This is a genomic window from Thermodesulfobacteriota bacterium (genome assembly GCA_040758155.1).
Taxonomy (GTDB): domain Bacteria; phylum Desulfobacterota; class Deferrimicrobia; order Deferrimicrobiales; family Deferrimicrobiaceae; genus UBA2219.
This window is the reverse complement of sequence record JBFLWB010000045.1, coordinates 1-6,189: the sequence shown is the minus strand read 5'-3', so window position 1 is coordinate 6,189 and position 6,189 is coordinate 1. Positions and strand designations below refer to the sequence as shown.

Annotated in this window: 7 protein-coding genes; 5 read left to right on the top strand and 2 right to left on the bottom strand. The window is 65.2% G+C overall.

The features are described from left to right. Positions 1–94: 94 nt before the first annotated feature. Positions 95–682 (bottom strand): class I SAM-dependent methyltransferase, encoded by a 588-nt coding sequence (locus AB1346_02915; GenBank protein MEW6719381.1) that lies wholly within the window; start codon positions 680–682, stop codon positions 95–97. A 15-nt stretch (positions 683–697) separates the two neighbouring features. Continuing rightward, positions 698–1,057 carry a DUF1428 domain-containing protein gene (locus AB1346_02910; GenBank protein MEW6719380.1) on the bottom strand — a complete coding sequence of 120 codons (360 nt, stop codon included), beginning with the start codon at positions 1,055–1,057 and terminating at the stop codon, positions 698–700. 141 nt (positions 1,058–1,198) lie between these two features. Here AB1346_02910 and AB1346_02905 point away from each other — a divergent pair, with 141 nt between their 5' ends. The 5 genes from AB1346_02905 to AB1346_02885 all read left to right on the top strand — a co-directional run. Then, on the top strand, positions 1,199–2,194 hold the full coding sequence (locus AB1346_02905) for a LacI family DNA-binding transcriptional regulator (protein MEW6719379.1): 996 nt from the start codon (positions 1,199–1,201) through the stop codon (positions 2,192–2,194). A 103-nt stretch (positions 2,195–2,297) separates the two neighbouring features. Continuing rightward, positions 2,298–3,191 carry a creatininase family protein gene (locus AB1346_02900; protein ID MEW6719378.1) on the top strand — a complete coding sequence of 298 codons (894 nt, stop codon included), beginning with the start codon at positions 2,298–2,300 and terminating at the stop codon, positions 3,189–3,191. 12 nt (positions 3,192–3,203) lie between these two features. Then, positions 3,204–4,442, top strand: coding sequence for a Tm-1-like ATP-binding domain-containing protein (locus tag AB1346_02895; GenBank protein ID MEW6719377.1), 1,239 nt, complete (start codon positions 3,204–3,206; stop codon positions 4,440–4,442). Positions 4,443–4,446: 4 nt separating this feature from the next. Next, positions 4,447–5,061 (top strand): class II aldolase/adducin family protein, encoded by a 615-nt coding sequence (locus AB1346_02890; protein MEW6719376.1) that lies wholly within the window; start codon positions 4,447–4,449, stop codon positions 5,059–5,061. 15 nt (positions 5,062–5,076) lie between these two features. Beyond that, the coding region (locus AB1346_02885; protein MEW6719375.1) for a zinc-binding dehydrogenase at positions 5,077–6,189 on the top strand (1,113 nt) is incomplete at its 3' end.

The following is a 6,189-nucleotide window of genomic DNA, read 5'->3' as shown; positions in this document are numbered from 1 at the left end:
CGATTCGCCCGGGAAAAACCCATTGTTACAGCATATTAGCATAAAAGGTCAAGACATCGTGCCGCTAAAGAATGATATTCGTTCAGGGGGCAGATCACCGCCGACGAAACCAATACCATGCGGAGGGACGGCCGCTTTCCTCTCCGACCGTCTCCCGGACATTCTCGAATCCTTCCCGCAGGAGCGATTCGGCTTCGCCGGGCGCGATGCCCGGAGCGCCGTCCGCCATCCCTGCCGTCCGCCACGCATACAGCATGAACCAGCCGCCCGGCCGGACCAGGCGGAAAAGACCCCCGGCGTATGCGGCCCGGTCCTCCGCAGGAAGGGAATGAAGGCAGCCGATGTCCAGGGCGTAATCGTAGCCCCCCGGAAGCGAGCGCAGGTCGGTCACGTCCCCGACCCGGAATTCGACCTCCAGCCCCTCCTCGGCCGCCTTCCGGCGCGCCGCCCGGATCGCCGCGGGGGTGAAATCGATCCCCGTCACGCGCCATCCGTGCCGCGCAAGCGTCATCGCGTTGGTCCCCGTCCCGCAACCGAGATCGAGCGCCTTCCCGGGCGGGACCGCCCGCAAAAACTCCATCACCTCGGGCGGAGTGATCCCGGTATCCCACGGGGTGTTGCCGCTGCAGTACCGCCATGCGAACTTCCATCGCCCGGGAAGCAGCGCACGGAGCCGTCCCATCGGTGTCCCCCCAAGCTAAAGATCGACCAGGACCTTGAACCCGCCCCAGACCATCCGGTCGCAATCGAACGGCATCATCGCCGGATCCATGCCCGCCATGCGCTTGTCCTTCATCACCTTCGCGTTGACCCGGTCGCGGTGCGCGCGCGACGAGTACACGATCCAGGAGAACATCACGGTCTCCCCGCGCCGGAGCCGGATCTGCCGCTTGAAAGGCACGCCGAATTTTACGTCCACGTCGTCGCCCGCGCATTCCCGGAATTCGAGGGCGCCGTGCTCCTTCCAGATTTTACCCGCCTTCCGGGCAAGGCGACGGTAGGCCGGCAGGTTCTTCACAAGGACCGGAAGCACGAATCCGTCGACGTATTTGGCCATCGCAATATTCCTCCTGCAGTCTAAGATGCCGGGTGCCCGCTCAAGGAGGAAGCCCCTGCCGCGATTTTCCGGATTGACAAAGGATCCGGGAAGCGGTTATTGTGATGGAAAACGTTTTCCATGCGGAGCGGACCGGCCTCCATGACCAAGATCACCGACGTCGCCCTGAAAGCCAACGTCTCCATCGCAACGGTTTCCCGGGTGGTCAACAACAGCGCCCACAAGGTCCACCCCGCGACGCGCGACCGCGTGCTGCGGGCCGTCCGGGAGCTGGACTTTCACCCCAACGCCCTCGCGAAGGGGCTCCCGACGCGGAAAACACTGACCATCGGGATCATTATCCCTGATATATCGAACCCTTACTATTCGGAAATCGTCCGGGGGATCCAGGACGTCGCCGACAAGACGGGGTACTCCGTCACGCTCCAGAACACGGACGGGAAGAAGGAAGGGATCGTCCGGTCGATCTACCTCCTGAGGGAGAAGTCCGCCGACGGCGTCATCTTCAGCGGAGGGATCATCTCCGGCTTCGAAACGCTGTCCATCCTCAGGGAACTGAAGGAACGGGTCGTGGTTATCGGAAGACACGACGTCGACTTCCCCGCCGTCACGGTCGACAACATCGGCGGCGCGACCCAGGCGGCGCAGCACCTGATCGACCTCGGGCATTCGGCGATCGGCTTCATCGGCGGACAGGACGGGTCGACGACCTCCCTGGACCGCCAGACGGGATACCGGAACGCTTTGGCTCAGAACGGGCTGAAAATACAAGAGAATCTTATCCGTCTGGGAAGCTGGGACCCGCGGAGCGGCTATATCATGTCCAAATCGCTACTCAGGGGGAAGGAGCGGCCGACCGCGATCGTCGCGGCGAACGACCAGATGGCGTTCGGAGCCGTAAAGGCGGCGAAAGAGCTGGGGCTTTCCGTGCCCGGCGACCTCGCGGTGACGGGATTCGACGACATCCCGCTGAGCTCCTATTTCGATCCCCCGCTCACGACGGTCGCCATCCCGATCCAGGAGATCGGCGCCGCCGCGATGCGGATGCTGGTCGGGCGGATCTCCGGCGGAAAGTTTGAAAAATTCAAGGTTTTCAATACGAAACTCATCGTCAGGGGGTCCACGGTCCGGGAGTAGCGACCCGGCGGGCCCGGAACATTACAGAAGGGGAACCAGGAAAAGGTTTTCCACGAACCCCCGTGCGGAAGTCCGCGCGGGGCAAAAGAAAAGGAGAGAACGGATGGCTGAATTGAAGAAGTACGATCTGCTGGAGCTGCCCTGGACCGACGTTCGGGATTACCTGAAGGCCGGCAACGACACGATCATGATTCCGGTCGGAAGCCTCGAGAAGCACGGCCACCATGTGCCGCTGGGCGTCGATTCCTATACCACGATGGGAAGCGTGGAGCGCGCGGCGAAGAAGTCGAAGGTGTTGTACGCCCCGCTGCTGCCGTTCGGCGTGTCCCCGCATCACATGGGCGAGGCCGGCTGGGGGACCGGCACCATCTCTTTCCCCACGGAAATCTACCGCCAGGTCCTTTACTCGATTGGGCGCAGCCTGATCTTCTCCGGCTTCAACAAGCTGGTGTTCGTCTCCCACCACGGCACGAACATGGGGGCGCAGGGCGACGCGCTGCGGGCGCTGCGCGCCGAGACGGGCTGCTTCTGCGCGTATTACAAGACACCGACGGAGCGGGATTGCGCCGTCGTCGCCGACCTGATGACCGGCCCGGCGGAGGAAACGCCCGGCTGGCACGCGGGAGAACTTGAAACCTCCACTACCATGGCGTACATGAAGGAGAAGGGGAATTACGAGGGCTCGATCTTCATGGAGCGCGCCAAGGCGGACCGCGCCCACGCCCCGAAATGGATGGGCCCGGCGTTCACCAAGAAGGACGGCACCAACACCGTCATCTTCCAGGGATCGGAGAACATCTTCGTCCCGATGCTCCATCACGAATATTCGGACACCGCCACCATCGGCAACCCGCTTCGCGCCAGTGTCGAGCAGGGGGAGGCGGTCTTCGAGCGGATCAGCGACCACCTGGCCGCGTTCCTCGAAGAGGTGAAGAAGTTCCCCTTCAGGGTCGCGGACGACAAGAGAGACTGGCCCGGCCGTTTCTGGAGAGGATAGGAAGCGATACAGATGGTCCGGAAGGGAAACGTCGCCATCCTTGCGACCCTCGACACGAAGGGCGAAGAGGTCGCCTTCATGAAGGGGCTGCTGGAAGCCGGCGGCTATTCCGCGACGACGATCGACATCGGGACCGTCGGACCTCCCGGAGTCCGGCCCGATCATCCGGGCGAGGAAGTGGCGCGGCTCGGAGGGACGGAGCTGTCCGAGCTCGTGCGGTCGGGCGAGAGGGACCGGATCATGGACGGAATGGGGAAAGGAGCCGCGAGGCTCCTTTCCCTTCTGCTGGCCGATGGGAAGATCGACGGCGTCATCGGCCTGGGGGGGAACCAGGGGACGGCGGTTTCCGCGACGGCGATGCGGGGGCTCCCCTTCGGATTCCCGAAATACCTCGTCTCAACGGTCGCCTCGGGGAACATCCGCCCCTACGTGGGGAACCGGGACATCGGGATGGTCTTCTCGGTGGCCGATTTCCTGGGCGGGCAGAACCCGGTGACGGGGCCGATCCTCGCCAACGCCGTCGCGGCGGTGACCGGGATGGTGGAGCGCGGCGCCCGGATCGTCGCGGAAACCGGGAGGAAGACCGTCGCGGTGACCGCCCTCGGAAACACGGAGCGGGGCGCGAGCCGGGCGGTGAAGGCGCTGCGCGACAGGGGGTACCGGGTCATTCCCTTCCACGCTTCCGGCGCCGGCGGGTCCGCCATGGAAGACCTGATCGGGGAAGGAGTCATCCAGGCGGTGCTCGACCTGACCCCCCACGAGCTCGCGGAAGAAGTCCTGGGCGCGGGGATCTACATGCCCGTCAAGCCCGGCCGGATGAAGGCGGCGGGCGCGAAAGGCATCCCCCAGGTGGTCTCTACGGGGGGGATGGAGTATCTTTGCTTCGGCCCGAAGGAAACCATCCCGGCGCGGCTGAGAAGAAGACGGATCTATATGCACAACCCGTACAACGCCAACCTGAAGATCTCCCGCGGCGAGATGGCCTCGGTGGGCGCGGAGATGGCTGCGAGGCTCAACGGCACGACCGGTCCCACGGCCCTGTTCATCCCCACGCGGGGCTGGTCCGTCTACGGCGCCCCCGGAGGGCCGCTGCACGACCGGGCCGGCAACCGCGCGTTCGTCGCCGCCCTGAAGGAACGGCTCGATCCCCGCATCCTTCTGAAGGAGATCGACGCCCACATCAACGACGCGGCGTTCGTGGACGCCTGCGTCGAACGGCTGGTCCAATCCATGGAAGAAAGCGGGAACTGACGACATGACGACACAGGCGGCAGAAGCCGCGATCCGATTGCGGAGCGAGCTTTCCGATTTTTCGAGGCGCTCGTTCCAGCGGGACCTCGTCTCCGGAACCGGGGGGAACATGAGCGTCCGGATCCCGGGGACCGACACCGTCCTCATCACCCCCTCCGGCGTTTCGCTGGCCGACGTGGAGCCCGACGACAACCTGCTGGTCCGGCTGGACGGCACGGTGCTGGAAAACCCCCGGAACCTGGTCCCATCGAAGGAAACCTCGTTCCATCTCGCCGTATACCAGCTTCGCCCGGACGTGGGGGCGATCGCGCACGTGCATCCTCCCTGCGCGACCGCGTACTCCGCGCTGCGGAAGCCGCTTCCGCTGCCCACGACTTCCGCCCGCGTCATCCTGAAGGAGGTGCCGGCGATCGAGGTCGCGCTGCCGGGGTCCGCCGAGCTGCGCGAAATCGTCAAGGCGGGGATCGTCCGCCACCCCGGGGTCAAGGCGCTCCTGATGGCGGAGCACGGGATCCTGGCGTTCGGCCCCGACATCGCCACGGCGTATTACATCGCCGACCTCGTGGAAAGCACCGCGAAGGTCGCCCATTTCGAAGCCGGTTTCAAGAAAAACGACTAAGGGGGAATCCCGGGTATGGCGGGCAAGGAAACCTCTTTCACGATTCCGAAGACCATGAAGGCCTGGGTCCTGGATGACCCCGATCGGCTCCGGCTGACGGAAAAGCCGGTCCCGGAGCCGGGGCCGGCCGAGGTGCTGGTTCGGATCGACGCCGTCTCCATCTGCGGCACCGACGTCGAGATCATCACGAAGGGGCTTCCCGCGTGGATCCGCGGAGGGCTCCCCTTCAACAAGAACTTCACGCCGGGACATGAATACATGGGCACCGTGGTGAAGCGGGGGCCCGGGGTGGACGACTACGCGGTCGGCGACCGCGTGGCGGTGGAGATCCACGCCGGCTGCGGCCGGTGCGAGCGATGCCGCATGGGGATGTACACCTCCTGCCTGAACTACGGACTGAACTACGAAGGGCACGACAAGGGGCACCGCGCGAACGGCTTCACCACGGACGGCGGATTCGCCGAGTACGCCGTCAACCACGTGAACACGCTGGTCCACGTGCCCGATGAGATGAGCGACGCGGAGGCTACGCTGATCGTCACCGCCGGCACGGCCATGTACGGCCTCGACGTCCTTGGCGGCCTGGTGGCGGGGGAAGGGCTCGTCGTCACCGGCCCGGGCCCGATCGGGCTCATGAGCGTGGCGGTGGGAAAGGCGCTCGGCGCGGATCCGGTGATCCTCACGGGGACCCGCGACGCCCGGCTGAACCTGGGGACCCGGCTGGGGGCGGACCACGTGATCAACGTCACGAAGGAAAACCCCGTGGAAGCGGTGAAGCGGATCACCGGCGGGAAAGGGGTGCACTACGTGATGGAGTGCTCCGGGGCGCCCAACAGCCTCAACGAGGCGATGGACATGGTCAACCGGGGAGGCCGGATCTGCCTCGCCGCTTTCCCGGGGCAGCCGGTCCCTGTGGACCTGGCCAAGCTGGTGCGGAACAACATCTACGTCTACGGCATCCGCGGGGAAGGGAACCGGGCGACCCACCGCGCCTCCGCCCTGATGGCGCAGAAGCGGTTCGACGCGAAGCTGATGCACACCCACACCTTCCCGCTGGACGAGGTCCCGAAGGCGTTCAAGTATTTCCGGGAGCGGATCGAGGACGCGATCAAGGTGGTCGTGAAGGGG

What these genes read in the sequence shown, in the direction of transcription:
- AB1346_02915 (MEW6719381.1), bottom strand. Translation starts at nt 682, where the DNA reads ATGGGACGGCTCCGTGCGCTGCTTCCCGGGCGATGGAAGTTCGCATGG.
- AB1346_02910 (MEW6719380.1), bottom strand. Translation starts at nt 1,057, where the DNA reads ATGGCCAAATACGTCGACGGATTCGTGCTTCCGGTCCTTGTGAAGAAC.
- AB1346_02905 (MEW6719379.1), top strand. Translation starts at nt 1,199, where the DNA reads ATGACCAAGATCACCGACGTCGCCCTGAAAGCCAACGTCTCCATCGCA.
- AB1346_02900 (MEW6719378.1), top strand. Translation starts at nt 2,298, where the DNA reads ATGGCTGAATTGAAGAAGTACGATCTGCTGGAGCTGCCCTGGACCGAC.
- AB1346_02895 (MEW6719377.1), top strand. Translation starts at nt 3,204, where the DNA reads ATGGTCCGGAAGGGAAACGTCGCCATCCTTGCGACCCTCGACACGAAG.
- AB1346_02890 (MEW6719376.1), top strand. Translation starts at nt 4,447, where the DNA reads ATGACGACACAGGCGGCAGAAGCCGCGATCCGATTGCGGAGCGAGCTT.